Origin of the sequence: Clostridium sp. UBA5712 (genome assembly GCF_002419845.1) — a bacterium.
GTDB classification, from domain to species: Bacteria; Bacillota; Clostridia; order Clostridiales; family Clostridiaceae; genus Clostridium_J; species Clostridium_J sulfidigenes.
In genome coordinates, this window is sequence record NZ_DIGW01000017.1 from 38,664 (window position 1) to 65,477 (window position 26,814).

Annotated in this window: 22 protein-coding genes and 13 tRNA genes; 7 read left to right on the plus strand and 28 right to left on the minus strand. The window is 29.9% G+C overall.

All coding sequences use genetic code 11. The annotated features are described in order from the left end of the window. Positions 1 to 208: 208 nt before the first annotated feature. Positions 209 to 1,585 carry a PhoH family protein gene (locus B3B03_RS16125; protein WP_035135555.1) on the minus strand — a complete coding sequence of 459 codons (1,377 nt, stop codon included), beginning with the start codon at positions 1,583 to 1,585 and terminating at the stop codon, positions 209 to 211. A gap of 213 nt (positions 1,586 to 1,798) precedes the next feature. Between B3B03_RS16125 and B3B03_RS16130 the strand changes: the two genes are divergently transcribed. Next, complete coding sequence (locus B3B03_RS16130) at positions 1,799 to 2,218, plus strand: Fur family transcriptional regulator (RefSeq protein ID WP_035135687.1); 420 nt, start codon at positions 1,799 to 1,801, stop codon at positions 2,216 to 2,218. A 92-nt stretch (positions 2,219 to 2,310) separates the two neighbouring features. Further along, a complete protein-coding gene (locus B3B03_RS16135) occupies positions 2,311 to 3,246 on the plus strand; it encodes a hypothetical protein (protein WP_346877820.1) in 936 nt (311 codons plus the stop codon). A 194-nt stretch (positions 3,247 to 3,440) separates the two neighbouring features. Here B3B03_RS16135 and B3B03_RS16140 read toward each other — a convergent pair whose 3' ends face one another. The 12 genes from B3B03_RS16140 to B3B03_RS16195 all read right to left on the minus strand — a co-directional run bounded on the left by B3B03_RS16140 (position 3,441) and on the right by B3B03_RS16195 (position 16,413). Next, the gene (locus tag B3B03_RS16140) at positions 3,441 to 4,409 is read right to left on the minus strand and encodes a hypothetical protein (RefSeq protein WP_346877821.1); all 969 of its coding nucleotides are present in this window, start codon (positions 4,407 to 4,409) and stop codon (positions 3,441 to 3,443) included. 180 nt (positions 4,410 to 4,589) lie between these two features. Further along, the gene (locus tag B3B03_RS16145; RefSeq protein ID WP_242844149.1) at positions 4,590 to 4,865 is read right to left on the minus strand and encodes a hypothetical protein; all 276 of its coding nucleotides are present in this window, start codon (positions 4,863 to 4,865) and stop codon (positions 4,590 to 4,592) included. Between the two features lie 129 nt (positions 4,866 to 4,994). Then, positions 4,995 to 5,312 carry a hypothetical protein gene (locus tag B3B03_RS16150; protein WP_346849244.1) on the minus strand — a complete coding sequence of 106 codons (318 nt, stop codon included), beginning with the start codon at positions 5,310 to 5,312 and terminating at the stop codon, positions 4,995 to 4,997. Positions 5,313 to 5,376: 64 nt separating this feature from the next. Then, positions 5,377 to 5,955: a hypothetical protein gene (locus tag B3B03_RS16155; RefSeq protein ID WP_346877822.1), complete on the minus strand. Its 579-nt coding sequence runs from the start codon at positions 5,953 to 5,955 to the stop codon at positions 5,377 to 5,379. A 254-nt stretch (positions 5,956 to 6,209) separates the two neighbouring features. Beyond that, positions 6,210 to 6,941 carry a CPBP family intramembrane glutamic endopeptidase gene (locus B3B03_RS16160; protein ID WP_346877823.1) on the minus strand — a complete coding sequence of 244 codons (732 nt, stop codon included), beginning with the start codon at positions 6,939 to 6,941 and terminating at the stop codon, positions 6,210 to 6,212. A 109-nt stretch (positions 6,942 to 7,050) separates the two neighbouring features. After that, positions 7,051 to 7,641: a ribosome biogenesis GTP-binding protein YihA/YsxC gene (gene yihA, locus B3B03_RS16165; RefSeq protein ID WP_150844424.1), complete on the minus strand. Its 591-nt coding sequence runs from the start codon at positions 7,639 to 7,641 to the stop codon at positions 7,051 to 7,053. Next, positions 7,631 to 9,964 (minus strand): endopeptidase La, encoded by a 2,334-nt coding sequence (gene lon / locus B3B03_RS16170; RefSeq protein WP_346849247.1) that lies wholly within the window; start codon positions 9,962 to 9,964, stop codon positions 7,631 to 7,633. Before lon ends, yihA begins: the two co-directional genes overlap by 11 nt. 317 nt (positions 9,965 to 10,281) lie before the next feature. Next, positions 10,282 to 11,973, minus strand: coding sequence for an ATP-dependent protease LonB (gene lonB / locus B3B03_RS16175; RefSeq protein WP_346877824.1), 1,692 nt, complete (start codon positions 11,971 to 11,973; stop codon positions 10,282 to 10,284). A gap of 139 nt (positions 11,974 to 12,112) precedes the next feature. After that, positions 12,113 to 13,405 carry an ATP-dependent Clp protease ATP-binding subunit ClpX gene (gene clpX, locus B3B03_RS16180; RefSeq protein WP_346869358.1) on the minus strand — a complete coding sequence of 431 codons (1,293 nt, stop codon included), beginning with the start codon at positions 13,403 to 13,405 and terminating at the stop codon, positions 12,113 to 12,115. Between the two features lie 18 nt (positions 13,406 to 13,423). Further along, the gene (clpP, locus tag B3B03_RS16185) at positions 13,424 to 14,008 is read right to left on the minus strand and encodes an ATP-dependent Clp endopeptidase proteolytic subunit ClpP (RefSeq protein ID WP_035135664.1); all 585 of its coding nucleotides are present in this window, start codon (positions 14,006 to 14,008) and stop codon (positions 13,424 to 13,426) included. A 122-nt stretch (positions 14,009 to 14,130) separates the two neighbouring features. Continuing rightward, positions 14,131 to 15,420, minus strand: a complete 1,290-nt coding sequence (gene tig / locus B3B03_RS16190; RefSeq protein ID WP_346877825.1) for a trigger factor — start codon at positions 15,418 to 15,420, stop codon at positions 14,131 to 14,133. Positions 15,421 to 15,621: 201 nt separating this feature from the next. After that, complete coding sequence (locus B3B03_RS16195) at positions 15,622 to 16,413, minus strand: hypothetical protein (protein WP_346877826.1); 792 nt, start codon at positions 16,411 to 16,413, stop codon at positions 15,622 to 15,624. A gap of 561 nt (positions 16,414 to 16,974) precedes the next feature. Between B3B03_RS16195 and pflB the strand changes: the two genes are divergently transcribed. The 4 genes from pflB (at position 16,975) to B3B03_RS16215 (ending at position 22,022) form a co-directional block, all read left to right on the plus strand. Continuing rightward, positions 16,975 to 19,206: a formate C-acetyltransferase gene (pflB, locus tag B3B03_RS16200; protein ID WP_346877827.1), complete on the plus strand. Its 2,232-nt coding sequence runs from the start codon at positions 16,975 to 16,977 to the stop codon at positions 19,204 to 19,206. Positions 19,207 to 19,380: 174 nt separating this feature from the next. Beyond that, complete coding sequence (pflA, locus tag B3B03_RS16205; protein WP_346849253.1) at positions 19,381 to 20,124, plus strand: pyruvate formate-lyase-activating protein; 744 nt, start codon at positions 19,381 to 19,383, stop codon at positions 20,122 to 20,124. Positions 20,125 to 20,329: 205 nt separating this feature from the next. After that, positions 20,330 to 20,779 (plus strand): YbjN domain-containing protein, encoded by a 450-nt coding sequence (locus B3B03_RS16210; protein WP_035135659.1) that lies wholly within the window; start codon positions 20,330 to 20,332, stop codon positions 20,777 to 20,779. A 151-nt stretch (positions 20,780 to 20,930) separates the two neighbouring features. Further along, entirely contained in the window at positions 20,931 to 22,022 is a 1,092-nt protein-coding gene (locus B3B03_RS16215) for an AI-2E family transporter (protein WP_346849254.1), read from the plus strand. A 184-nt stretch (positions 22,023 to 22,206) separates the two neighbouring features. On the opposite strand, the gene B3B03_RS16220 is transcribed toward B3B03_RS16215, so the two are convergent. From B3B03_RS16220 to B3B03_RS16290, 15 genes are all read right to left on the minus strand, one after another. Beyond that, a tRNA-Arg gene (locus tag B3B03_RS16220) sits at positions 22,207 to 22,283 on the minus strand. A gap of 50 nt (positions 22,284 to 22,333) precedes the next feature. Beyond that, a tRNA-Gly gene (locus tag B3B03_RS16225) sits at positions 22,334 to 22,407 on the minus strand. A gap of 17 nt (positions 22,408 to 22,424) precedes the next feature. Beyond that, positions 22,425 to 22,500: transfer RNA gene (locus B3B03_RS16230), tRNA-Pro, on the minus strand. A gap of 5 nt (positions 22,501 to 22,505) precedes the next feature. Continuing rightward, positions 22,506 to 22,582: transfer RNA gene (locus B3B03_RS16235), tRNA-Arg, on the minus strand. A 6-nt stretch (positions 22,583 to 22,588) separates the two neighbouring features. Continuing rightward, positions 22,589 to 22,662, minus strand: a tRNA-Gly gene (locus B3B03_RS16240). Positions 22,663 to 22,665: 3 nt separating this feature from the next. Next, a tRNA-Gly gene (locus B3B03_RS16245) sits at positions 22,666 to 22,740 on the minus strand. A gap of 19 nt (positions 22,741 to 22,759) precedes the next feature. Continuing rightward, positions 22,760 to 22,843: transfer RNA gene (locus tag B3B03_RS16250), tRNA-Leu, on the minus strand. 12 nt (positions 22,844 to 22,855) lie between these two features. Then, positions 22,856 to 22,931: transfer RNA gene (locus B3B03_RS16255), tRNA-Lys, on the minus strand. Positions 22,932 to 22,934: 3 nt separating this feature from the next. Beyond that, positions 22,935 to 23,009 (minus strand) — tRNA-Gln (locus B3B03_RS16260). An 8-nt stretch (positions 23,010 to 23,017) separates the two neighbouring features. Then, a tRNA-His gene (locus tag B3B03_RS16265) sits at positions 23,018 to 23,093 on the minus strand. A 6-nt stretch (positions 23,094 to 23,099) separates the two neighbouring features. Then, positions 23,100 to 23,176 (minus strand) — tRNA-Arg (locus B3B03_RS16270). 6 nt (positions 23,177 to 23,182) lie between these two features. After that, a tRNA-Gly gene (locus B3B03_RS16275) sits at positions 23,183 to 23,256 on the minus strand. 17 nt (positions 23,257 to 23,273) lie between these two features. Further along, positions 23,274 to 23,349: transfer RNA gene (locus tag B3B03_RS16280), tRNA-Pro, on the minus strand. A gap of 364 nt (positions 23,350 to 23,713) precedes the next feature. Further along, complete coding sequence (locus B3B03_RS16285; RefSeq protein ID WP_346848994.1) at positions 23,714 to 24,310, minus strand: XTP/dITP diphosphatase; 597 nt, start codon at positions 24,308 to 24,310, stop codon at positions 23,714 to 23,716. Between the two features lie 26 nt (positions 24,311 to 24,336). Further along, a complete protein-coding gene (locus B3B03_RS16290; protein ID WP_346877828.1) occupies positions 24,337 to 25,311 on the minus strand; it encodes an AIR synthase family protein in 975 nt (324 codons plus the stop codon). A gap of 98 nt (positions 25,312 to 25,409) precedes the next feature. On the opposite strand from B3B03_RS16290, the gene B3B03_RS16295 reads away from it, so the two are divergent. Then, a complete protein-coding gene (locus B3B03_RS16295) occupies positions 25,410 to 26,804 on the plus strand; it encodes a hypothetical protein (RefSeq protein WP_346848992.1) in 1,395 nt (464 codons plus the stop codon). Positions 26,805 to 26,814: the final 10 nt, after the last annotated feature.

A 26,814-nucleotide genomic window follows, 5' to 3' on the forward strand; every position in this document is an offset into this window, starting at 1 on the left:
ATTTTAAATAGATGCAATTTTAGCTATACTCACTCCATGTATTAATAACTTTTCTTAAATATAATATTGGAGTATTTGTAACATTTATCACTTTAATTAACTACAGAGCCAAAAAAGAACCAATAAATATTATAAAATACTTATCGATTCTTTACTATTATATAAATACTATAAAAATTATTATATCCTAATAAATTTATGATTTATACTACAAACGTTGAGCAGCTTCAAAGGATAGTGGTGATCTTTCACATTCATCATATTTCAAAGTTACTTGGTAACACAATTTACTACCTTTCATTCTTTCAGATGCATAACATAACCCATTAGACCTAGAATCCATAAATGGGTGATCTATTTGGTCTGGATCTCCAATAAGTATAAGTTTTGTTCCAATACCTACCCTAGTGGTAATTGCCTTTACTTGCTTTGGAGAGAGATTTTGAGCCTCATCAATAATTACCCACTGTCTTATTATTGATCTACCTCTTAAATATGCTATGGCTTCAGTGGTTATAATCCTTCTATCAAATAATTCATTTACCTTATCTTGTAACTCTTTTTCATTTTTATATCTTTCTTTTTCATCTGAATCTACTAGAACTTCTAAATTATCAAAAATAGGTCTCATAAATGGAGATATTTTTTGTTCTTCAGTACCTGGTAAAAAACCTATTTCTTCATCCATAGTTACATTAGGTCTACATACTAATATCTTTCTATATTCACCAGTTTCTTCTTCTATAATTTTCTGTAATCCTACTGCTAAAGAAAATAATGTTTTGGCTGTTCCTGCTGGACCTTTTACTATACTTAAAGGAGCCATATTAGATGACGTAAATAGACACTCTAACATGAATCTTTGTCCTACATTTCTAGCACTTAATCCAAGGGGTTTGCTATCCTTATAATGCAAATGTACTATATTTTCTCCATCAAATCTGCCTAATGCACTTTGTTTTTTATTTTCTAAGGAATGCATAACTAAAAATTGATTTGTATAAAGGGTAGGAGTATAATACTCATCATTTTCTTCTTGATAACATACTACGTCATTTTTAGATATAACCTTTTTAGAATAGAATTCTGAAAGCTTATCTTGTGAAACATAGACTTCCATTCTACCAGTATACTGCTCATCTCCAGCTGGAACTACCTTCTCATAAAAATCTTCACTTTTTACATTGACAATATCTGCTTTTATTCTTTCAAAGGTATCCTTTGTAATTAATATAACATCTTCCCCAGCATCTTTTAACGCTTTACATACTTGGAGTATCCTGTTATCAGCTTTATTTCTATCCCAAAACTTTGGAACTTCTGCATTTAAGCAATTAGTCTCTATTCTTAATTTACCACCACCAGGAAGAGGTACTCCTTCATTCAAATTTCCTAACTTTCTTAATCCATCTATAATTCTCGATGCCTGTCTAGCATTTAATCCAAGGTCAGTTTTATTTTTTTTAAAATCATCCAGCTCCTCTAATACCACCTCTGGTATTACTACATCATTATTACCAAAAGATAATAATGCTCCTGATGAATATAATATAACGTTAGTATCTAACACATATGTTTTTTTCAAGTCATTCTCCTCCTCTCTTATACTATAATATATGAGTGACTTCTTATTAATTGAATTAATTTTTTAAATTTATATAAATATTTTATTGTAATTGCTATAATATATTATATAATATAACTATATTATATAATAATCATTATCCATTCTTTCCCTTTGACAATGGATAATATTTATTATATAATATCTATAATAAATAACTATAGAGGTGATTCAATGGATATTAATTTTACCCAAGTTTTCAAAGAAAAAAAACTGAAACTTACACCTCAGCGTATAGCCGTATACAATTACTTGAAATCAACAAAAGAACATCCATCAGCTGAAACAATTCATAAAGCTTTAAAAGAAGCGTATCCAACTATGAGTTTAGCAACAGTTTATAAAACGCTAAAGGTTTTAGTAGACGTTAATTTAATTCAAGAGATTAATGTTGGAGAAGGCAACTTTAGATATGATGGTTTTGCTGATCCACATCCTCATATACATTGTATAAAATGCTCTAGGGTAGATGATTTAGAAGGTGTTAACTTTGATTTTCTAAATTCTAGTGTAAAAGATAATACAGATTATGAGATTATTTCTAATAAAGTATATTTTTATGGACTATGCCCTATGTGCAAGAAATCAAAATAAGAGATTAGATCATCTAATCTCTTTTTTATTTGTCTAATTTTTAATAATTATTATCTCTCTTTACACATATAATTTATGGAGGGGTGATTATAGTGTATAAGAAAAATAATTTGCATACTAAATTATTTAATATATTCTTATTTGTATTAGCTACTTTATGTTTTTTTAAACTATTTTTTGAAGAAAATAACTTAAAAGGAAAAAATGTTTTCAACTTATCTGAAGAAAACATTGTAATTAATGAAGATTTAAATAATGATAATAAAAAAGACTCCATATTTATTAAAAAATCTGACTCTGACTTATTAGCTCAGGTAAATTTAAATAGTAATGAAACCTATAGTTTAAACTATGATAAAAACTTGCAGACCCTTGGAGAATATTGCACATATTGGCCTGTAAGGGTTTCTACCTTAGATATTTCTAGAGATAATTCTAAAGAAATATTTATTCAAAGCTCTTTTCATAATAAAGCTGTTCAACATATTTTTTCTTGGAATGGAAATGGATATGATGACATATTTTGTTCTACTAATAATTTATTAGGATTTATAGATAGTGCTAATAGTAGAACTCCTAAAATTATATCAGGTAATTTTCAAGATAATAATATTAATTTAAAGGGATATTTATATAATAAAGGCTCCCTTAAAGAATTTAATGATAATCTGACTACATCTTTACCAGGCAAGGATACTATAACTAACTTTATATGCCTAATAGAAAGTTTGCCTGACCCTTACTTGTCTGTTCCCAACTATTTTTACTCTCAAATAAGCGGTTCAGATTTAGAGAGTATTTTTAGACTTGCTAATGGATCAAATTATTATAAATTTCAAGATGGTTATTTTACAGATTTAGCTTGGGATAATACAGGAAATATAACCTGTGAAAATTGGATATTAAACTTTAGAGTAATAAGCGCATCTGATAGTAAAAAAGTAAGTAATTTAACTATAAATTTAATGATAAATAAATATAATGATAATGATTTTCCATTTAAAATTACCTCTGTTAATATATATTAAGTTATTTTACCTTTTTAATCTTCGCCTCCCATTATTAGAATTATTATATTCAAAAAATAAAAATGGGACCTAATGGTCCCAGGGGGATGGGGGGGGCCTCTAAAATTACTTCTAGAGGTTTATGGAGATTTTAACTTCCATTACATTTTTATTATTGACTAAATTATATTTTATATACATCTTTTTTAAATATTTTAATCTTTTTCTAAATTATTATATTCAAAAATTTTTTGTAATAATTTAATCTTATTTGGATCAATGAGTCTAATCAATATATTTATAATCTTATTATACTCTTCCTCCGTTAACCCTTTTTCATCTCTAAATATGTTCTCTTCAATTATATCTGCTTCATCTACTGTAGTAATATTTTCTTCTGAAAACTCATCACTTTTTATAATGTCATTTATGTCTAAATTATTTAAATCTACATTGGAAAAATCTATTCGTGAAAACTCCAAGTTATTCATGTTATTCAATATGGCATTAAAGTCAAGATTAGCTAATATTTCATCTACTGATTCTTTATCTTTTTTTTTTATCTCTGTATACTCTTCAACATTTTCATTATTGACATTATTACCATCACTATAATTATTAGAATTCATATTCTGTAGCAATGTTTTTAATTGTTCTATATCCTCTGGTTTAATCTGAGATAAAATTTGTTCTATAGAACTATGATTATTTACTGAACTATTACCATTGTTTACATTATTAGAAGGTGCTTGTGTATTTCCTCCCCCTAATAAAGAAGATATCATGCTAATTAAATCACCACTATCTCCTGTGTTACCTCCCCCGCCTATGCCTAAATTGCTAAGCAAGTCCAGAATACCATTAAAGTTTCCGCCCATACCTCCTAACATGCTAGCCAACGGATTATTTCCTCCCATATTATTCATAGGATTATTCATTCCCATTGGATTCATCATGCCCATAGGATTCATTTCCATAGGATTATTCATTCCCATTGGATTGTTCATTCCAGCTGGATTATTCATTCCCATTGCACCTAAGTTAGCAGCCATATTCATTGCATTCATGCCCATATTATTATTCATTGGATTATTACCATTATATCCTCCAAAGTATCCATTATTATTTTGCTCTTGCACATAGTTTTCTTCTCTATCTCTTTTTCTATGCTTATGCTTTCCCATCTACTCACCTCTTTACTTATTATAAAATTTTAAAAAAGCAATCCATGAATAACATGGACTGCTAATTTTCTTACTTTTCTAGAAACCCCCCTATACTGGGCCATGGTTTACATCATTCTTTATCCATTGTTATTTCTACTTTTATAAGCAGTCCTTACTTTTGTTTAAACATCTTATAGTTTAGCAACATTTACAGCAGCATTGTTTTCTGCAGCAACATCCATTATTAAAATTATTATGGCCAAATCCAGCATTTCCTCTATTAAATCCAAATCCACCAAATCCACCAGAGCAACATAACCAATATAAGAATATTAAAGTTAATGCATTTCTAGCACTTGAATTACATTCTGTGTCTAGCAAGCACTGATTTTTTAGAATTACGATTAATAGTAGAATTGTACATGGTTGAAAGCCACAACCTGAATTTCCTATATTTCCGCATCCACACATCATAAATTCCTCCTTCTTGTGAAGTGTACTTTCTAATTATCATAGATTAATCACTTAAAACCATTTGTTGATACTTATTAACTTTTTCTCTTGATAATTAATAATCCATTAGTTAGTTTGATATTTATTGTATTATGCACAACAAACTTTTATTCTTTTACATTTACATTTTCTTTCTTTGCATTTACATTTACAGCATTTACACTTGCATTGACATCCACATCTACATGAACATTGGTTTCCACACATTGATCCAAAGTTGCAGTTTCCTAACATATTATTACTTCCACATCCACCATTGAATCCACATAACCAATATAAGAAAAGTAATGTTAATGCATTTTTAGACTTTGATGAGCCATCTAGTAATCCTTGATTTGCAAGAATAACTATTATTAAAAGAATTGTACATGCTTGTGAGTTACATCTATTATTTGAATTTCCACACATTTATTCATTCCTCCAATCTTTATTTATCGTTTTCTTATCTATAGGCTTATCTACTCTTTATTCTTTAGCATGGTTTACATACTTGTTGAGGTGTTCTTCTTATAAGAAAAATTGCTATTATAAGAATTATTTGGCATATATTACATCCGCCAAAGCCACCAAAACCACTATTTCCAAAACAACCAGTATTGCCACTACATTGATTTTGATTGCAACATGGGTCACAACATGGGTTACAACATTGGCATGGGTTGCATGAAGCAGTTTCTATAATATAATGCTTTTGTTTTTTACGATCTTTTCTTACTCCACCACAGCAGCAGCAATATTCTTTGCATTTGCAACAGCACGGCTCACAGCAACAGCATGAGCAATCACATGGATCGCAACAGCAATTATTTCCACCGCATCCACAGTTTCCGCCGAATCCACCGCATCCACAGTTTCCTCCGAATCCACCACATCCACAGTTTTCTCCGAATCCGCCGCATCCACGGTTTCCGCCGAATCCACCTCTACAGAAAATTAGTATTATTATTATCCAAATTAGTATTTTTCCACTTCCAAATCCAAAGTTTTGAGAAGGGTTTCCATCTGTACATGCTCCGCCAAACATCTGATATAGATTTGAATAGTCACTCATAGTTTTTATCCTCCTATTATATTTACATTTTTATATCATCATTTGTATAATACACTATATGATTTTGCTTAAGTTTTGACACTGATAATTATATTTTTGAAGTTTTTTTATATATTTAATCTATAGTATTTTTAGTGTGTTTTTCCTAAGCCTCTTTACTACAATATATGTTTTTCCATAAAATCGGTGATAAAAAAGTCATCTCATAATTTTCAATAAAGAAAATTATAAGATGACTTCTTATTATGTTATTACTATAAAATTATCTTGCTTAGAAGTAATATAACAGTAGAAACTCCATTAACAAATAAGTGGGTAAATACTGAATACCAAAATCCTTCCTTTTCAATTAGATAACAGTTGAAAAAACTTACTACAAATAACGAAGCAAAAGCACTAATACTAAAGTGAATAGATGCAAATAATATACTAACAATAGATGCAGATATTATAAATCCAAACTCACCCTTAAGTCTACTTCTTAAAAACTTACCATAAAATAAGTACCTAAAAACGAATTCTTCAACCACTGGTGCAAAAATAACTGTAAACGGAATAGTTATTATAAAAGAAACTAAATCATAATTACTTAGCATAGTTATAACTTGTTGTCGTTCAATAGGTATTTTAAACAATAATAGTAATAAAAGCCAAAACAAACCACACATTATTATAAATCCATAAACTAATAACACATATATCAATGCTTTACCTATTTTAAAATCACCTAAAGAAAACCTGTATTTTATATAATCATCATTCTTACATTTTGAACTAACCCAATTAACTAAAATAAAAATTATTAAAACAAAAGGTAATATATTATTATAAAGTTCCGGTAATAAGAAATACAATGATATATATCCTATACTCACCATAGTTTTAATTAACTTAGAATTTCTTTTTATTACCACTATTCTTAGATAAAATATTAGTGGTAAAATATAAAGCATAAATATAATAAATAAATTTCCTAATATCTTCAAATAAACACCCCTCTTTAATCACATATATACTTATATGTTTAAAAGTAAATCAATATTATTATATCATAAATAAAGGGTCATTGATTTCTCTAATCAATAACCCTTTATTTTATTCAAGTCCTAAGTCTTTAAATATTTCCTCAAGTAATTCTTCTTTTCCTTCCTTTTTTAAAGAAGAGAAGAACAATAATTTATCTTCTTTTCCAAGCTTTAAGGTTTCTTTTATTACCTTAGCACTCCTCTGTAATTCACTTTTAGTTAACTTATCTTTTTTAGTTGCTACAACTATAACTTCATAACCATAATGCTTAATCCACTCATACATCATTATATCATCACCAGTTGGTTTATGCCTACAGTCCACTAAAATAACTACTTTTTTCAATTCTGGCCTATTTATTAAATATTGTTCCATCATTTTTCCCCAAGTAGCCTTCTCGCTTTTTGACACTTTAGCATATCCATATCCAGGTAAATCCACAAAGTATAGCTTATTATTTATAGTAAAGAAATTTATAAGTCTTGTTTTGCCAGGTGTACCACTTACCTTTACTAACTTTCTTCTGTTTGTTAAAGTATTAATAAGTGAAGACTTTCCTACATTAGATCTACCAACAAAGGCAATTTCACACATTCCATCTTCTGGATATTGGGTGGGCTTTACAGCCGAAGTTTTAAATTCCGCTTGTTTAATTTCCATTTTTATCTTCTCCAACTAGTGCATTCTTCAATACATCTTCAATTTTTTCTACTGGTATAAACTTTATTTTATTTTTTATAACTTTTGGTATATCCTTTAAGTCTTTTTCATTAGCTTTAGGAATAATTATAGTTTTTATTCCCATTCTGTAAGCAGCTAGACTTTTTTCTTTTAGTCCCCCTATAGGTAATACTCTACCAGTTAAAGTAACTTCTCCTGTCATAGCTACTGAATATTTTATTTTTCTGTTACTTAAAGCAGAAACCATAGCTGTAACCATAGTAACTCCAGCTGATGGACCATCCTTTGGAATAGCTCCTTCTGGTATATGAATGTGTATATCTTTATTTTTATAAAATTCTTTATCTATAACATGCATGTCACAATGAGCCCTTACATAACTGTACCCTGCCTTAGCTGATTCCTTCATTACATCTCCTAGTTGACCTGTAAGTTGAAGCTTACCATCACCATCCATTACTGCTACTTCAACGGGAAGCGTATCACCACCATATCCAGTCCATGCAAGACCTGTGACTACTCCAATTTTATCTTCTTTATCTAAATCATCATAGCTATATAATTCAGAACCTAGATACTTCTTAACAGTTAAAGAATTTATAGTTATTTTTTTCTTATTACTTTCCATTATTTCTGTTATAGATTTTCTTATTACTGAAGCTATCTTTCTTTCTAGATTTCTAACTCCTGATTCTCTTGTATATCTATCTATTATAGTTCTTAAAGCACTTTCATTAACTATAATCTGACCATCTTCCACAGAATATTCCTTCATAACTTTAGGTACTAAATATTTCTTTGCTATTTCATATTTTTCCTCTGTAGTATAGCCTGAAACCTCTATTACTTCCATTCTATCTAATAGTGGTCTAGATATAGTATCTAAAGTATTTGCTGTAGTTATAAATAATACCTTTGACAAATCAAACTCTACATCTATATAATGATCCCTAAAGGTCTTATTCTGTTCTGAATCTAGCACCTCAAGAAGAGCATCTTCTACATTTCCTTTATAATCCTTTGATACTTTATCTATTTCATCTAAAAGGCATACTGGATTTTTGTAACCAACTTCCTTTAATGCAGATACAATTCGTCCTGGAATTGCTCCTACATACGTTTTTCTGTGGCCTCGAATTTCAGCCTCATCTTTTACTCCACCTAAACTCATTCTTACAAATTTTCGTCCTAGTGAATTAGCCACTGATTTTGCAATAGATGTTTTACCAACCCCTGGAGGTCCAACTAAGCATACTATAGGTGACTTTAATGATTTACTCATTTTTCTAACTGCTAAATATTCTATAATTCTTTCTTTTACGTCTTCTAGTCCGTAATGTTCCTCATCTAAAACTTTTCTAGCATTAGTTAAGTCTAAATTATCTTTTGTTAGCTTATTCCATGGCATACCTAAAATAGTGTCTAAATAAGTTTTTATAACTGATCCCTCTTGGGATGAAGGCCCAATATTTTTAAGTCTATTAATTTCAAATTCTATCTTAGTTTTAACATCTTTAGGTAATTTAATTTGCCCTAATTTTTTTTCATAATTAGCTATTTCTCTTCCAAACTCATCTTCTTCTCCTAGCTCTTCTTGAATTACCTTAAGTTGTTCTCTAAGATAATACTCCTTTTGAGATGCACTTACTCTAGCTTTAACCTTATTACTTATAAGCTTCTCTACTTTTACAACTTCAATCTCTTTTTTAAGAATAACTAATAATTTTTCCATTCTTTCTTTTATTGAAATAATTTCTAATAACTCCTGCTTTACATCAGCCTTTACCGGTAGAAATGCACTTATTACATCGCAGTATACACTATTATCTTCTTCTGCTTCTAATTCCACTATTAAATCTTTAAATTCTTCACCTGCTAATTCTAAGTAATTAATAAACATATCATTTAGTGAGTTTTTATATCCTTCAGATTCTGTTTTATCTTCTATATCCAACTCTTCAACAGCTTCAACCTCTGCACTTATACAATCATCTTCATCTAAATATTTTACAAGCTTAGCCCTATATTCTCCCTCTACTAATACTCGCAAGTGATTCCCCGGCAACTTCATAAATTGCTTTATTGTACATACACATCCAACATTATATATATCTTTTTCAGTTGGATTTTCAGTAGTTGCTTCTCTTTGACTTATTATAAATATCTTCTGATCTTCATCCATGGCTCTATTAATTGCTTCTATAGATTTCTTTCTACCTATATCAAAGTTTAAAGCCATATGTGGAAAGATACTTAATCCCCTAAGGGGAATTAATGGAAGTTTCATTATTTGATTCTCCATAACATCTCCTCATTTCTATCTAATCTATTATTTAATCTTACTTAATTTCATATTATAAAATCTTATCTAGTTTACTCAAACTAATAATTCAACCTAAAGTATTTATACAGGAATCTTTCAGGGCAGAGCAGTATTTTCTTTTTTATTGTAAAGTATAACATTTAAAAGAAAATCCTACTTTAATAAAACATCTAAATGATATGTGTTTATTGTATTAATTATAATTAGACTAGTATATTATACCTATAAAAATATAATTTTTCAATTAAATAATCCCTATAAAAGTTTTATCCATTGAACTTCTATAGGGATTAGCTTTAAGCATCTAATTGTGGTAACATATTCAATTCAAACCCTTGATCTTTTTTTTCTACGCTTATATGAAGAATTTGTTCTTTTATTATTGCTTCATCTATTACTTCCTTTATAGTATTTACCGGTATTACTTTTATATCTTTATAATCTTTATATACCTCTTGCCAATTTTCTTTTGGAATTAAAACCTTTTTTGCACCAGCTTTTATAGCACCAGTAATCTTAGCTGTAACACCACCAACTGGCTTTACTTCACCATGAATAGATATTTCTCCTGTCATAGCTATATTATTATCTACACTCCTACCTGTTATTGCACTATAAATTGCAGTAGTCATACTTATTCCAGCAGAAGGACCATCTACAGGTATTCCCCCAGGAAAATTAACATGTATATCGTATTTTTTTGTATCTATGTTGTACATTCTCTCCAACACTGTAATTACATTATCAATAGAATTTCTTGCTGTGCTTTTTCGTTTTAATTTTCTACCCTTATCTCCTAATTCCTCTTCCTCAACAATACCTGTTATTTTTACTATTCCTTCTCTATCTCTTGCCTTTGTTGCTGTCGCCTCTATTTCCATTACAGATCCAACATTTGAACCATATACCGCAAGGCCATTTACATAACCAACCTTTGGTTTCGCACATATCTTTTTATTAGGCTTTGGTGAGTATTGTCCGTTCTCAATAACCCATTGTATTTCATTTATACTAACAGTATTTCTATTTTCATTAATTACAATTCCACAAGCTAATTGAACCAAATTTACAGCATCACGGCCATTATTAGCAAATATCCCAACCAGTTTTGCTGCTTCTTCGTCTATTGATATTCCAATTTTTTCTGCTGCATTCTTTGCAATTATTTCTATTTCATCTCCATCTAGAGCTCTAAAAAATATTTCTACACATCTAGACCTAATAGCTGGAACAATTTCTTCTGGACTTCTAGTTGTTGCACCTATTAATCTAAAGTCAGCAGGCAATCCTTCTTCAAATATCTCTTTAATATAAGATGGCATATTAGGATCTTCACTATTATAATATGCACTATCTAAAAATACTTTTCTATCTTCTAAAACTTTCAATAACTTATTCATTTCTATAGGATGTAATTCACCTATCTCATCAATAAATAGGACTCCTCCATGTGCTTTTGTAACTGCTCCAGGTTTTGGTTGTGGTACTCCTATAACACCTAATGGACCCGCCCCCTGATATATTGGATCATGAACTGATCCTATTAATGGATCCGCTATTCCTCTTTCATCAAATCTTATAGTTGTAGCATCAATTTCTACAAAAGAAGAAGCTGCCTTAAATGGTGAAGCTGGAATTAGTTTTGCCTCTTCTAATACAAGTCTTGCTGCTGCTGTTTTTCCTATTCCTGGAGGTCCATATATTATAACATGTTGAGGATTTGGACCACATATGGCTGCTTTTAAAGCCTTAATACCCTTTTCTTGACCAATTATATTTTCAAAATTTCTAGGTCTACTCTTTTCTGTTAAAGGCTCAGTCAAACATATACTTTTTAACTTTCTCAGCTTTTCAATTTCTTTAGTGTTCTCTTTATTAATTGTAATCTTAGATGATTTTTGTCCCTTTAATGCATTAAAGAAGTAAATTCCCATTACTATTGTAACTAATAGTTGTATTAGCATAATCAAAATCGCTACTGGTTCCATATCAATATTAGCCTACTTTATAAGCAAACTAATCTTCCCTCCCTTTACTAATTATTTAAGTCACAATAGTATTATTCACAATATATTGGATTAATATTCTATAACAAGAAAAAACTGCTGAATTTCAGCAGTTTTTATATTATGCAAGTTCAGGTGTTCTCTTTACACCCTTTTTACTATCTATTTTTAAAGGTTCTCTCTTTCCATTGTCTGCAATGATATATTCAGGAATCTTTGTATTTAAAGTTTCTTCATGAATTATAACTTTTTCTATTTCTTCACGTGAAGGAATCTCATACATTATTTCCTGCATTATATCTTCTATTATTGCTCTTAATCCCCTTGCTCCTGTGCTTCTCTTTATTGCTTCTTTAGCTATAGCTATAAGAGCATTTTCATCGAATTCAAGTCTAACATCATCAATTTCTAATAACTTTTGATACTGCTTCACTAATGCATTTTTAGGTTCACTTAATATTTTTACAAGAGCATCTTCATCTAAATTATCTAAAGTTACTATTACAGGAATTCTTCCTACAAACTCTGGAATTAATCCAAACTTCAGTAAATCACCAGGCATTATTTGCTTAAATAATTCTCCTAAGTCTTGTTTTTCCTTAGAAACCACTTCTGCACCAAATCCCATGGCTGATTTTTGAGTTCTCTTTGTTATAATTTTTTCTAACCCATCAAAAGCTCCACCACAAATAAATAATATATTAGATGTATTTATTTGGATAAACTCTTGATGTGGATGTTTTCTTCCTCCTTGTGGTGGTACTGAAGATACAGTTCCCTCAAGAATTTTAAGTAAAGCTTGCTGAACCCCTTCACCAGAAACATCTCTAGTTATAGATGGATTTTCGGACTTACGTGCAATCTTATCAATTTCGTCGATATATATAATGCCTCTTTCAGCTCTTTCTATATCATAATCAGAGTTTTGAATTAATTTTAATAATATATTTTCTACGTCCTCACCTACATATCCAGCTTCTGTAAGTGTTGTAGCATCTGCTATTGCAAAAGGTACATTTAACATTTTTGCTAGTGTTTGAGCTAATAAAGTTTTACCTGAACCAGTTGGTCCTAAAAGAAGTATATTACTTTTTTGTAGTTCTATATCATTATCCATAACATTAGAATTTATTCTTTTATAATGATTATACACTGCTACAGACAAAGCCTTTTTAGCATCATCTTGCCCTACCACATATTGATCTAAATACTTTCTAATTTCTTTAGGTTTAGGTAATGTGCCCATGTCAATTTGGACATCCTCTTCTCTTTCGTCTACTATGATTTCAGAACAAAGCTCGATGCATTCATCACAAATATATACACCTGGACCTGCAATAAGTCTTCTTACTTGCTCTTCACTTTTTCCACAAAAAGAACATTTAAATTTTTTCTTTTCTTCATTTCTTGGCATGTTGACACCCCTTTAAAGCTATTTCTTTTTAACAATTACTTCATCTACTAATCCATATTCCTTAGCTTCATCCGCGGACATAAAATAATCTCTTTCAACATCTTGTTTTATTTTATCTAAAGGCTTGCCTGTTCTTTCACTTAATATTTCATTAAGAGTTTCTTTTATCTTTAATATTCTTTTAGCATGAATATCAATGTCAGTTGCTTGACCTTTAAATCCACCTAACGGCTGATGTATCATTATCTCACTGTTAGGAAGCGCATATCTTTTTCCCTTTTGTCCTGCTGCAAGTAGAAAAGCTCCCATAGATGCAGCCATTCCTACACAAATTGTAGAAACCTCTGGCTTTATATAGTTCATCGTATCATAAATTGCCATTCCAGAAGTTATTGAACCACCAGGGCTATTTATATATAGATATATATCCTTATCTGGATCCTCTGACTCTAAAAATAAAAGTTGTGCTACAATTAAACTAGCAGTAACATCATTTACTTCATCAGATAAAAAAATAATTCTTTCTTTTAATAATCTAGAATATATATCATAAGATCGCTCGCCCTTACCAGTTTGCTCTACAACCATTGGTATATAACTCATAATTACAACCTCCTTACTATTGTAAATATATTAGAATATTTACTATTATATCCTCATTAAAATTATTTTAACCTATTTTATTTAAAATAATTGCCAGTATATACTGGCAATTATTAATTAACTTAAATAGTTTTGCTATTTTCCATTATCATGTTCTTAATTTTTTCATTTACTATTTGAGTTCCAAGGTATTCTCTTTGAACTTGAACTAATCTATCAACAGTTTCTTCCATTTTCTCAGCTTCACCATACTTACTAGCAATCTCTGTAGCTTTTTCTCTTATCTCATCTTCTGATGCTTCAATTTTCTCAGCTTTAGCAATTTCACCTAATACTAATTCATTTTTAACATTTTTAGTTGCTATATCTTTCATTTGTTCTCTAAAGTCAGCTTCTGAAGTATTTGTAAACTTGAAGTAACTTTCTATATCTAAACCTTGATACTTTAATCTATTTTCTAAATCTTGTAGCATTCCATCTAATTCTCTATTTACCATAGCATCTGGAATTTCCACATTAGCATTAGCTACTACAGTTTCTATAACAGCCATTTCATATTCATTTATTGCTTTCAACTCGTTAGCTTTTACTAATTCTTCTCTTATATTATTTCTAAGTTCCTCTAAAGTTTCAAATTCTGAAACCTCACTAGCAAATTCATCAGTTATTTCTGGTAATTCTTTTTTCTTAACTGATTTAACTGTTACCTCAAATTTAGCTGGTTTTCCATTTAAATCTTCTTTTCCATATTGTTCTGGGAAATTAACCTTTACGTCTTTAGACTCTCCAGCTGTTAATCCAACTAATTGATCTTCAAAGTTATCAATAAAGCTACCTGAACCAATTTCTAATTCGTAATCTTTAGCTTCTCCGCCTTCAAAAGCAACTTCATCTACATAACCTTTGAAGTCTATAACAGCTATATCACCTTTTTCAACAGCTCCCTCTTTAACTTCTACTCTTGTATTTTGAGCTTGTAATTCTTTTAATTTATTTTCTACATCCTCATCTGTAACTTCTACTACTTCTTTCTTTGCTTCTATTCCTTTATAAGCACCTAATTCAACTTCTGGTACTACTGGTACTGATGCAGTATATATAAATTCCTTACCTTCACCAATTTGAACAATATCAATTGATGGATAATCTACTGGATTTATATTATTTTCTGCTAATACTTCTGGATAAGTAGTTTCATATATGTAGTTTATAGCATCCTCATATAATGCACCTTCACCATAGTATTGTTTAATTATATTCATTGGAGCCTTACCTTTTCTAAATCCAGGCACATTGAATTTTTTCGCATTTTTTGCATAAGATTTTTTAACAGCTTCTGCAAATTTATCTGCTCCTATTGTTACTTCAAATTTAACAACGTTTTTTTCTAGCTTCTCCATTTTAACGTTCATTATTTCTTCCTCCTAATATTCCCAACTCTGTATTTCTTAAAATTATAACATAAATTTAGTAAAGTAAATAGTACATTTAATTATTTAACTGTTAGTCAGATACATCATCATTCTCTAAATTTATGATAATAAATTAAATATTACCTAATAAATTATACAATAATACTATTATTATGTACAATACTTTTTCCCATGATATATTTATTCAACTATTTTACCATCTTTATCCACAACTATTTCCTTATTGTCTAAAGATATAGTAAGACCCTTATCTGTTATTTGTCCCACTTCAAAAGTTTTTCCTTTTACATTATAAAATCCTCTATGGGTATTACTCTCCATATTATATATCCACAAATACTTATCATCACTGTTATTTATCCAAGGCAAGCTACTAGAATATGCAATATGTGTATTGTCAATAAATTGTGCACTTTCAACCCATTTATAAGAAGGATTATATTTTAATACGTTTTCCTTGTTAAATACTTCATTAGTAGTTGATACGTACTGTTCATTGGTAATATTTATTAGTTTCTCGTTACTATTTAAAATATACATATCTTGAGCTTCTTTGTCTAAAATTAAAATCATTTCTTGTGATGGGGCTATACTACATTTAACTTGTGAATCTGAATCAATTGTGTTGATTTTCTTAACTTGATCTTTTTCTTCATAATTAATAGTAACTTTTTTTCCTGATTTAAGAACTACATCTGAATAGGTTTTAGTAGACTTTTCCTCTACAACACTTTCCTCTTCAAAATTTTCTTCAGTTTTATTCTTATTTTCTTCTGATTTATAGTTATTTTCCTCTGTACTTTCTTTAATAAAAAAATTTTTTATAGTCACTATTCCTTCTCTATTAGTAAAAACTAATCCAGTTATCCCAATAACCATTATTATAATTAAAAATATAATCATATATTTTATACGCCTCAGCTTTAACTGTCTGCGATAATCCTTACTAAACATACTTGGCTTTTTCCTCACAGCTTTTACCTCCATAGTTAACTTTATTATTTCACTATACATTTTGATTAATAATTATATTCTCATAACTTATTATAACTCAACTTATTATAAATTAACATTTTTTTATACCAAATCAATTTAAATTTACAATTAATTTATTTAATTATATTAACCAACTTTATTTTTTGTTTTATGTTTCCATTTATTATTGCTTTATTACTTTAATATATGAAATTGCATTTTACAACAAATTAACTTCTCTCTGTTTCAAAATTTCATTTAAACTGTTATATTCATCTTCAAATTAACCTTTAATGAAAATTGTTAAATGTCTTCTTGCAATTATTTTTTTTACTAAATTTCGCAAATTTAATCCTTTACTTGTTTGAATTTTCTGAATTTTTAATCTTTTATCCCTATTAAAAAAACTGTTGTTTTTCATCTGTTATAGTTGTACAATTATAACAGATGGAGATAAAATTAAATTTAAATTTAAATTATTATTTAATAATTTTAGTACATAAAACAAATGTTTTATACTTTAATTTTATTAAAAATTATTTTTTAGGAGGATTATATATGTTTACTCAATGGAATGGCTTTAAGGGCAAAACTTGGAAAAAGGAAGTTAATGTAAGAGACTTCATTCAAACTAACTATACTCCATATGAAGGTGATGCATCATTTTTAACAGATGCTACAGAAGCTACAAACAAATTGTGGAATGAAGTAAGCGAATTATTTAAAAAAGAAATAGAAAACGGTGGCGTTTTAGATGTTGATACTAAAACCATATCTAAGATAGATGCATATAACCCAGGGTATATAGATAAGAATCTTGAAAAAATTGTTGGTGTTCAAACTGACGCTCCACTTAAAAGAGCTGTTATGCCTCAAGGTGGAATAAGAATGGCTGAAACCGCAGCTAAATCTTATGGATACGAAATTGACCCTTTGATTTCTGAAATATTCTCAAAACATCGTAAAACTCATAATCAAGGAGTTTTTGATGCTTATACAGATGAAATGAAATTAGCTAGAAAGTATGGTATAGTAACAGGTTTACCAGATGCTTATGGAAGAGGTAGAATCATAGGTGACTATAGAAGAGTTGCTTTATATGGTATAGATAGATTAATAGAAGATAAAATTCAACAAAAGAAAAGTTTAGAAGTTAGCACTATAGATGCTGATGTTATTCAATTAAGAGAAGAATTATCTGATCAGATAGTGGCTCTTAACGAGTTAAAAACAATGGCAGCTAGTTATGGATTTGATATATCAGTTCCTGCTAAAAATGCTCAAGAAGCTATTCAATGGTTATATTTTGGGTATCTTGGTGCAATAAAACAACAAAATGGTGCTGCTATGTCTCTTGGTAGAACTTCTACTTTCATTGATATATATATTCAAAGAGATATCGATAATGGCATTCTTACTGAAGAAGATGCTCAAGAAATGGTAGATCACTTTGTAATGAAGTTAAGATTAGTAAAGTTTTTAAGAACTTCTGATTATAACAACCTATTCTCCGGAGATCCAACTTGGGTTACTGAAGTAATAGGTGGTATGGGATTAGATGGAAGAACATTAGTAACTAAAAACTCTTTCAGAATGCTTAATACATTATATACATTAGGAGCATCACCTGAGCCAAACTTAACTGTACTATGGTCAACAAGATTACCTCAAGGATTTAAAGATTTCTGTTCAAAAGTATCTATTGATACAAGCTCTGTTCAGTATGAAAATGACGATTTAATGACAACTTATTGGGGTGATGACTACGCTATAGCTTGTTGTGTATCAGCTATGAAAGTTGGTAAACAAATGCAATTCTTTGGAGCTAGAGTAAACTTAGCTAAGACTTTATTATACACTATAAATGGTGGTGTAGATGAAAAATCTGGAGTACAAGTTGCTCCTAAGATGGAAAAAATCACTTCTGAATACTTAAGCTATGATGAAGTTATAGAAAAATTCGATGTTATGGTAGAATGGTTAGCTAAACTTTATGTTAACACATTGAATGTTATTCACTATATGCATGATAAATACTCTTATGAATCTTTACAAATGGCTTTACATGATAGAGATGTATTTAGAACAATGGCATGTGGTATAGCTGGACTTTCAGTATGTGCAGACTCTTTATCTGCAATTAAATATGCTAAAGTTAAGCCTATTAGAAATGAACAAGGAATAGCAGTAGACTTCGAAATCCAAGGTGACTTCCCTAAATACGGAAATGATGATGATAGAGTTGATGATATCGCAGTATACTTAGTTGAAACTATGATGAATAAGGTTAAAAAGAACAAAACATACAGAAATGCATATCACACTCAATCAGTGCTTACTATAACTTCAAACGTAGTTTATGGTAAAAAAACTGGTTCAACACCTTGCGGACGAAAAGCTGGTGAGCCATTTGCTCCTGGTGCTAATCCTATGCACGGAAGAGATAGTAGCGGTTCTTTAGCATCTCTAAACTCTGTAGCTAAATTACCATATGAATATTCTCAAGATGGTATTTCTAATACTTTCTCAATTATTCCAGATGCTTTAGGAAAATGCTCTGAAAACAGAATATCAAACTTAAGTAACTTATTAGATGGATACTTCGGACAAAATGCTCATCACTTAAATGTAAATGTATTTAATAGAGAAACTTTATTAGATGCTATGGATCATCCAGAAAAATATCCTCAGTTGACTGTAAGAGTTTCTGGATATGCTGTTAACTTTATTAAACTAACAAGAGAACAACAATTAGATGTTGTTAACAGAACTTTCCACGCATCAATGTAATCTGAATAAAAAGAATTGATTATAACAACATAGTAGAGATGTCTTAGTTAGATATCTCTACTATATTTAGTATTTTTAAAGAAACTTAAATTAATTTTATAGAGAAATTATAGAATTTATTTTTTGTATAAAGTTAATTATGTTATTTAGTTTAAATTGCAAGGAGGCTTTATAATGAAAACTGGTAGAATTCACTCAATAGAAAGCATGGGCCTAGTTGATGGTCCTGGTATAAGAACTGTAGTATTTTTTCAAGGATGCAAATTAAGGTGTGCTTATTGCCACAATCCAGATACTTGGAACTTAAAAGATGGTAAGGAAGTCACTTCTGAAGAAATTATAAATAAAATCATAAGATTTAAACCATATTTTCAACCTTCTGGAGGTGGTATAACATTCTCTGGTGGAGACCCTCTTGTTCAACCTGAATTTTTATTAGAATTATTAAAAAAATGCAAAGAATTAGGTATTCATACAGCTATTGATACTGCTGGCTATGGACATGGTGACTATGATGAAATATTAAAGTATACTGATCTAGTTTTATTAGATGTAAAACATATTAATAGTGATGGATATGTAACTCTTACTGGTAGGGATACACGAGATGTTAACTTATTCTTGTCAGCTCTTAGAAAATCTAAAGCTCGTGTATGGGTTAGGCATGTGGTAGTTCCTGGTTATACAGATACTTTAGAGCATATGGATAAAATAGCTAGTATAATAAATGAAGAAATTCCTAATGTAGATAAAATAGAATTATTACCTTATCATCTTTTAGGTGTAAATAAGTATGAGAGTTTAAGTATAGACTATAGGCTAGATGGTGTAAATCAAATGGATAAAGAAACTTGTAGTCAACTTCAAGATTATTTAATATCTAAAGTTCAACAGATTAAAAGGAGTAAAATTTCTTAACCTGTTAATGCTTTTACATTTTTTTCCACATAATCCCCAAGTTTATCCACAGGTTAGTAATAAATTATAATTTAAATCATATACTTATAAGTTATACAATTCTATTTACTAACCATCTCTTTTATGAGATAATTACTAATACATTATAATATGTATAATATTCAAAAAATATATTTATATAAATTTTATTCAAGGGGGAAATAGTATGAGAAATAATGCTATAGAATTTGAAAAATATATAGAAGAACATAGACTTCCATTAAACAAAGGACTCAATGTAGATGAATTTACCATCTTTTCATTTCCTGAAAAGATCACTATAAACGGAGTTACTAAACCAGTTCTGGGAGGTGGCCAAGATAGAAGAGCTGTTATATCATTAAGAGATGATGATACATTAGCTGACATCTTCTGCTTTAATATAGCCTCTATATCTAAAGCTCAAGATAAATATAAGTTATATGCTTTATTCAATGAATTAAACTCTACATATAAATATGTATCCTTTTATGAGGATAATGAAATTATAAGTGCAAAAGTATCCCTACCATTTAATGATAACTTTGATGCAGATTTAGTTTTCCAAATGCTTTCTATAATATTTAGAGCTGTAGATGAAGAATACCCTAAAATTCTTTCTACCTTGCACAACTAAATAATCTAGAAAACTAACATGCTAGTTTTAATTTTCTAGCATGTATTTTTTTAATCATTTATGTTATGGTATATAATGACATTAGCTTAATTATAGTTAAATAAATCTCAAAGTCTTCATTATTCTAAATTTTAAATTAGAGGAGGAAAAAATGAATAAAAATAAAAATTTTACTAAAATAATACAAATTCTTTTAATAATAAATTTAATTCTATTGGCTATAGGACTCTTCAGTAAAATGAATTTTGTACTATCTCCTATAACTACAATTCTTAATGCTATGTTTATACCTATAGTTTTAGCAATTTTTCTTTACTATCTAGTGAGACCCGTGAAAAGGTTTCTTCAAAACAGGAAATTATCAAGTGGAATAGCTACAGCCCTTTCAATACTATTGATAATTGTATTAATTGTATATATGCTTATATATTCTTCATCGATAATAGCTACTCAAGGTGAAAGTTTAACCATAGCTATTATTGAATCCGTACAGAACTTAGCAGATAAATATAGCTACTTATTTCCACAAATTAATGAATTTTTAAATATTGGTGAATTACTTCAAAAAGCCGCTAACTATTTAGTAAATTCTTTTACAGACATAAGTAAAAACATATATGTATTTGCTAGTTCTATAGGTAATTTTGTAGCTCAGATGATTTTAATACCAATAATAATGTTTTATATACTTAAAGATGACAAAAAAATATATAATACTTTCACTTCCTTTCTTCCAAGAAAATTTAAAAGTATTATATTGAAAATACTCCATGAAATTGATACAGTATTAAAACAATACATTACTTCACAGATTATGGTTGCTTGTGTCATCGGAGTTCTTATGTTTATAGGTTATGTAATCATCGGAATGCCTAATGCTCTTGTTCTATCTCTATTTTCTCTTATAACTGCCTTTATTCCTTTCTTAGGTGTAATACTGGGAATTATTCCAGCTATCCTTATATCCTTAAGTATGGGCTTTGGTATGGTACTTAAAATAATAATTCTTACAGTTATTGTTCAGCAGTTAGAAGGCAATGTTATAACCCCTAATATCACTGGTAACCAACTGAATATGCATCCACTGACAACTATTTTAGTAGTTACCATAAGTGTATACTTTGGAGGTTTCTTCGCAGCCTTCCTTGCAGTTCCTATATATAACATTGTTAAAATTCTTGTTAAGAATTTATATTGTTATTTGATAAATAAACATAATACGGAAATTACAGTTGAAAAATAACTTTCAATATTAAAATAAGCACTATTGATTTAACTCATTAGTGCTTATTTTTTACTTTTTTACTCTATCATTTCCTCTAATATTGTTGTTCCTGAGTAAATTTCATCATTAATCATAAATTAATAATAAAATAAAAAAATACCAACGATTTCATCTACTGAAATCGTCGATATCACTACATTCATGGTACACCCAACAGGATTTGAACCTGCCACCGATGGATTCGAAGTCCAGCGCTCTATCCAGCTGAGCTATGGGTGCAAAAATAAAATATGAATTCCTTATAAAACACCTTCTCAAAAAATAAAAAATGGAGCGGGTGAAGGGAATCGAACCCTCGTAACTAGCTTGGAAGGCTAGCACTCTACCATTGAGTTACACCCGCACATATTTAATTTAAAGTGGTCGGGGTGACAGGGATTGAACCTGCGACCTCATGGTCCCAAACCACGCGCGCTCCCATCTGCGCCACACCCCGATATATGGTGCGTCTTAAGGGATTCGAACCCCTGGCCCACGCCTTAGAAGGGCGTTGCTCTATCCAGCTGAGCTAAAGACGCATATTTTGGAGCGGGTGAAGGGAATCGAACCCTCGTAACTAGCTTGGAAGGCTAGCACTCTACCATTGAGTTACACCCGCATTTGGAGCGGAAGACGAGATTCGAACTCGCGACGTTCACCTTGGCAAGGTGACGCTCTACCACTGAGCCACTCCCGCATTTTTTTATTTTTATGATTGGTGCAGGTGAAGGGAGTCGAACCCCCACGCCTAAGGCGCTAGATCCTAAGTCTAGTGCGTCTGCCAATTCCGCCACACCTGCATGTTTCATTTTTGGTGGCTCACCGGGGGATCGAACCCCGGACACCATGATTAAAAGTCATGTGCTCTACCGACTGAGCTAGTGAACCATCTGGCTGGGATAGCAGGATTTGAACCTACGAATGCCAGAGTCAAAGTCTGGTGCCTTACCGCTTGGCGATATCCCAAAATTTAATGGGGTGAACGATGGGACTCGAACCCACGACAACCAGAACCACAATCTGGCGCTCTACCAACTGAACTACGTTCACCATATATGGTGCGTCTTAAGGGATTCGAACCCCTGGCCCACGCCTTAGAAGGGCGTTGCTCTATCCAGCTGAGCTAAAAACGCATATTTTGGAGCGGGTGAAGGGAATCGAACCCTCGTAACTAGCTTGGAAGGCTAGCACTCTACCATTGAGTTACACCCGCATATATTTAATTTAAAATGGTCGGGGTGACAGGGATTGAACCTGCGACCTCATGGTCCCAAACCACGCGCGCTCCCATCTGCGCCACACCCCGATATATCTTAATCAGTGCCGTTTGATTAATAACCTTAACGACAAAATTTATTATACAGACTTCCCTTTAATTAGTCAACACCTTTTTTGAAGTTTTTAATTAAATTTTGACAGTTTTTATTGTAAATTCTCTTCAAGTCCTTATTTTACCTTCTTTTCTCTTATATACCTTATAAATACTAATGACTTATATTGTTACTACTAAATTCTCTGTCTATATCAAAATAAACTTAAATGCAATTAACAAATTATGTAACTTAATACTCAACACACGGAATAAATTTAAATAGTTCACTATGTAAAAATAAATATATTTATACATGGAACTATTTAAATATATAACAAGTAAAATTATTATATGTAGACTATAAATATTTTTTCATCTCTTCTGTTAACTTAGATAATGCATTTCCTCTATGACTTATAGCATTTTTCACTTTAGAAGGTACATCATTAAATGTAGCCTTTAGTTCTGGCACGTAGAATAAAGGATCATATCCAAATCCTTCACACTCTTTGTATTTCTCTAATATTAAACCTTCTACTTCACCTTGAACTTTGATAATATCTTTATCATTAACTATTAAAACCATAGCACATATAAATTTTGCTTTTCGTTCATTAAAAGGCACACCTTCTAACTCTCTTATTAACTTTTTATTATTTTCCACTGAATTTCCATGTTCACCACTATATCTAGCAGAATATATTCCCGGAGCTCCATTTAATACTTCTACTGATAATCCTGAATCATCAGATAAAACAAGTACATCTTTACAAATTTCATGAATTGCCTTAGCCTTTATGTATGCATTTTCCATAAATGTAGTGCCTGTTTCTTCTACATCTATATCTATATCAGCTTCTTTTAAAGATACTACCTCTAAATCAAACTCTTTAAGAATCTCCTTTATTTCTACAATTTTATGATGATTATTACTAGCAACTATTACTCTTTTCATTACAAATTCTCCTTCTTAAATGTCTACTATATGTTAAATAACTCATCTGCTTCTGGCGGAGTCACTTCATTGATTTCTTTATCATCTATTACTATACCTTTACTCTTAGTTATTTCTCCTATTTCAGTAGCCTTAATTCCATTATCATCAAAAGATTTTAACAACTTTTCTGGATTATCAGTAGTTATAAGCATACTACCTGATGATATTAGTCTTAATGGATCTATATTAAATTCTTTACATACTTTCCTTGTAATTTCTGTAATTGGCATTTTAGATTTATTAACCTTAAATCCTACATTACTTGCATTAGCAACTTCCCATAATGCTCCTAAAACTCCACCCTCTGTTATATCATGCATAGATGTTACTTTAGCTATTCCACCTATTTTTCCTTCTTTCACTACACTTATGCTCTCCACATAGCCTCTTGCTTCTCCAATCTCTTCATCTGTTAATATACTCCTGCATCTCTCTTCATAATCATTAACCAATATTGAAGTTCCTTCAAGGCATAGTTGTTTAGTAACTATTATGCTATCCCCTACTTTTGCTCCTGATGTGCTAATAGCACTATTAACATTACTTTTTCCAATAGCCGTACACGAAACCACTATCTTATTAACAGCTTCTGTTATTTCAGTATGGCCACCTATAATTTGAACATTTACTTTACATGCTTCTTCATGAATTTCTTTCATAAGATCATGTAATTCTTGTATAGTAGTCTTTGGTGGTGCTAATATGGTAACCAAGATTCCTAATGGCTCGACTCCACAGGAAGCTATATCATTACAGTTAATGTTAACTGCAATTTTACCTATATTTTCATCTGCACCAGTTACAGGGTCTGTAGAAATTACGCATTGATTACTGCCAAAATTTATAATGGCACAATCTTCTCCTATGCCGTTAGATACTTCTACTTCCTTCCGCTCTTTCCCTTTATGGTTATCTATTATGTACTTTAGTTCATTCCAATTTAATTTTCCTACCCTCATATAAATTCTCCTAACCTAAAAAAACTATTGTGTTTTTAGCACATTTTCACTTCTCATATCATATTATTAAATATAACTAATATTCTGGTGGTGTTATTTTGAGATATATAGGACCTTTTTTAAGAATTAACATACTAAACAATGACAATATAAAAAGTCAATTGTTTCATTTTTCTAAAGAGTCCCTTAGACATATAGTTCTACACTCTGGATGTGGAATTATATCTAGAAATGCAAACTTAAAAATTAAACCTTTACCTAATGATGATGATATCACAAATAGCGTTATTTCTCCACTATTATGTGTATATAGAAAAGCTGACGGAAAACTTTTGAAAGAAAAAGATAAATTACTTTGGAATCATCGCAAGTTTAAAAGAGAAATAAACATATGTGCTAATGGGTATATGACCCTTGGTTTGCTGTACTTATCTGACTATTATAGAAAATTTAAAGATATTGATGAGGATAAATATAAACTTAGCAAATACTATGTTGACCTATCCATTGAGCAATTAGAATTTTTTGCTCTTTATTGCCGTAATAGTGAGGGGGTATTTGTTGATAAATATGATTCTACTGATCCTCTTCAAAAAGAATATTTTCTTACAGACAAGAATATGAAGTTTAAATTTTCAACACAAGCTCTTCTTATGGCAGCATATTATAAATGTGCTACACTTTCAGAAGACAATAATGAAAACTTTCAATCCTTTGCTCTAGATATAATGAATCTATTCTCAAGTCTAAAACAAGAAATATATAATACTTCTCACGATGAGTTAGTTAAAATATGTTTAGCCTTCAATATTCTTTATGAATGTTCAAAACTGGAGAAAGCTAAGGAATTACTAGTAGATTTTTCTGAATTAATGATTGAAAACATCAATCATATGCCACCTTCTGTAATTAGAGATAATATAGATATTTCTTGTTTATGCTATATAAACTCTATATTAACTTATAAAAATACCAATTTATCTCATTTTAAAGATGCAGCCTTTAAAATCTTTAATAACCTAGAAAAATTATATAATAATGATGATGGTATTTTTATAAAAGACATTTCTGAAAAAGAAAACAAATTTTCTTCAGATGAAATAATTCTATATCTTTATGTATTTATGATTCAAGAGTCTTTATTAAGTGACAATGAAAAAACCGAGCTAGCTTCTAAAATTCATGGTCTTTATAAAAAACAGGTAGTAAGCTCTGGAATTATACTTAGGTGGCCGGAAGCTCCTAGTCTTGATAACCCTGAAAGATATAGGAATTTTTCATGTAAGGCAGAAGACCTATTAGATGATAATTATTTTAGATTTTCTTCTTATGTAAATAATGATACTAATGATTTAGCACCTATTTTTGTTAAAAATATTTCTTTAAATAGAAAGAAAGAAAGTTATAAACATTATAAACATAGTTTTGATTCTTGTAAAAACATGTTTAACTTTTTTACAATTATTTATTTAAATACAATTTTAGATTTCTAATAAAGAAGTA

Excerpts from the sequence above, each read along its gene's own strand:
- tig (WP_346877825.1), bottom strand. The coding sequence starts at position 15,420 with ATGAACGTTAAAATGGAGAAGCTAGAAAAAAACGTTGTTAAATTTGAA.
- B3B03_RS16130 (WP_035135687.1), top strand. The coding sequence starts at position 1,799 with ATGGATATTAATTTTACCCAAGTTTTCAAAGAAAAAAAACTGAAACTT.
- B3B03_RS16155 (WP_346877822.1), bottom strand. The coding sequence starts at position 5,955 with ATGAGTGACTATTCAAATCTATATCAGATGTTTGGCGGAGCATGTACA.
- pflA (WP_346849253.1), top strand. The coding sequence starts at position 19,381 with ATGAAAACTGGTAGAATTCACTCAATAGAAAGCATGGGCCTAGTTGAT.
- B3B03_RS16145 (WP_242844149.1), bottom strand. The coding sequence starts at position 4,865 with ATGATGTGTGGATGCGGAAATATAGGAAATTCAGGTTGTGGCTTTCAA.
- B3B03_RS16150 (WP_346849244.1), bottom strand. The coding sequence starts at position 5,312 with ATGTGTGGAAATTCAAATAATAGATGTAACTCACAAGCATGTACAATT.
- B3B03_RS16285 (WP_346848994.1), bottom strand. The coding sequence starts at position 24,310 with ATGAAAAGAGTAATAGTTGCTAGTAATAATCATCATAAAATTGTAGAA.
- yihA (WP_150844424.1), bottom strand. The coding sequence starts at position 7,641 with ATGGAAATTAAACAAGCGGAATTTAAAACTTCGGCTGTAAAGCCCACC.
- clpX (WP_346869358.1), bottom strand. The coding sequence starts at position 13,405 with ATGCCAAGAAATGAAGAAAAGAAAAAATTTAAATGTTCTTTTTGTGGA.
- B3B03_RS16290 (WP_346877828.1), bottom strand. The coding sequence starts at position 25,311 with ATGAGGGTAGGAAAATTAAATTGGAATGAACTAAAGTACATAATAGAT.
- lon (WP_346849247.1), bottom strand. The coding sequence starts at position 9,964 with ATGGAGAATCAAATAATGAAACTTCCATTAATTCCCCTTAGGGGATTA.
- pflB (WP_346877827.1), top strand. The coding sequence starts at position 16,975 with ATGTTTACTCAATGGAATGGCTTTAAGGGCAAAACTTGGAAAAAGGAA.
- lonB (WP_346877824.1), bottom strand. The coding sequence starts at position 11,973 with ATGGAACCAGTAGCGATTTTGATTATGCTAATACAACTATTAGTTACA.
- B3B03_RS16140 (WP_346877821.1), bottom strand. The coding sequence starts at position 4,409 with ATGGGAAAGCATAAGCATAGAAAAAGAGATAGAGAAGAAAACTATGTG.
- clpP (WP_035135664.1), bottom strand. The coding sequence starts at position 14,008 with ATGAGTTATATACCAATGGTTGTAGAGCAAACTGGTAAGGGCGAGCGA.
- B3B03_RS16210 (WP_035135659.1), top strand. The coding sequence starts at position 20,330 with ATGAGAAATAATGCTATAGAATTTGAAAAATATATAGAAGAACATAGA.
- B3B03_RS16215 (WP_346849254.1), top strand. The coding sequence starts at position 20,931 with ATGAATAAAAATAAAAATTTTACTAAAATAATACAAATTCTTTTAATA.